This window comes from Noviherbaspirillum galbum (assembly GCF_010974945.1).
In the GTDB taxonomy this organism is placed as follows: domain Bacteria; phylum Pseudomonadota; class Gammaproteobacteria; order Burkholderiales; family Burkholderiaceae_D; genus Noviherbaspirillum; species Noviherbaspirillum galbum.
Genome location: NZ_JAAIVB010000093.1, coordinates 1 through 1,467 on the forward strand (window position 1 = coordinate 1; position 1,467 = coordinate 1,467).

Consider the following 1,467-nt stretch of genomic DNA (forward strand, 5'->3'; position numbering starts at 1 on the left):
CGGTACAGCAGCAGGTGATGATCACGCATGACGCGATACACGCGTATATGGACTCCTCCTCTTTTGCAAACAATTCGTTTTTGACGTTGAGGTACGACTGCTCACGTATATCCGGTCTCTGACTGCTCGCTCCTCTACGGAACTGGACCATAATGGGCTATTCGCGCGCTGATTCCCCATCGTTTATCCGGGCTTTGTAGCCGGTGTGTATCTCGGGTTCTTTCAGCGCCGGTTCGACCTGTTTGCCATCAACGATTTGTTTTGCAATCGTGCTAGTGATTTGCTGTGTTTCTTTGCTTGCTGACACTTCGTTTAACGACCTCTCTGAACTGCTTTTCTAGCATGCTACTGCCGCCTCAGGTTGGTAATCGGTACCATTCCTGATCATGGCCCACGCAATCCGGGCGGTCTTGTTGGCCATCGCCACGGCTGCCACGTTATGATGCCTCGTTGTGGCAATGCGGGTAATCCACTGACTCAATCGATCTGTCTTTGTAGCGGCAGTGCGCAACACAGACCGCCCACCATGCACAAGCAACATGCGTAGATAGGCGTCGCCGCGTTTACTAATGCCTAGCAACCGCTCTTTTCCCCCTGAGCTGTTTTGTGCTGGCGTTAGCCCTAACGATGCTGCCATCTGCCGACCATTGGCGAACTGGCTGGCATCACCAACGGTCGCTACCAGCGCCGTTGCTGTAATCGGCCCGACGCCCCGCAATTGCTGCAACCGCTTGGCAATCGGGTCATTGGCAGCCATCTGAGCGATTTCGCGATCAAGCTCTTCAATCCGTTCATCAAGCTGCCGCAAGTCTGTTTGAAGCCCAGTAAGCAATCGGCGAAAGCGTTCACTCAGACCATTGTCCATGTCTTCGAGCCAGCAGGAGATTGCTTGCCGCAACTGCAGTAGCTCACGCGGCGCCACCAGGCCGTACTCGGCAACCAGGCCGCGGGTCTGATTGGCTTTGGCAACGCGCTGCGCGATCAATTCGGATCGGATGCGATGTACCGCCTGCATATCCTGTTGCTCGACTGTTTTGACGGCGACAAAGCGCATGTGCGGCCGGCTCATTGCTTCGCAGATCGCTTCAGCGTCGTTGGCGTCGTTCTTGTTGCTCTTGACGTAGGGTTTGACGAATTGAGGCGCGATGAGTTTGACTTGGTACCCAAGCCGCTGTAGTTGTCTTGCCCAATGATGGGCGCCCGCGCATGCTTCCATGCCGACCTCACAACCCGGATCGATGCGCTCAACGACTTCCTTGATCCAGTCTTTCCGGTTTAGTTTCTTACGCCAGACCGGCTTTTCGAGGCGATCCACGCCGTGCACCTGAAAGACATTCTTTGCCAAATCGACGCCAATGCGGATAAGCTTCATCTCGGACTCCTTCTTCGACTGGTTGTGTGGAAACTCCAGTGTGACACCTTTGCGTGCCCCTTGCGGGGAGGAGGAGTCCATCCCATTGTTTATGA

Annotated in this window: 1 protein-coding gene; it reads right to left on the bottom strand. The window is 54.9% G+C overall.

Going from position 1 to position 1,467, the window contains the following annotated elements; all coding sequences use genetic code 11:
• Positions 1–337 precede the first annotated feature (337 nt).
• Positions 338–1,372 carry an IS110 family RNA-guided transposase gene (locus G3574_RS28005; protein ID WP_163968862.1) on the bottom strand — a complete coding sequence of 345 codons (1,035 nt, stop codon included), beginning with the start codon at positions 1,370–1,372 and terminating at the stop codon, positions 338–340.
• Positions 1,373–1,467 lie beyond the last annotated feature (95 nt).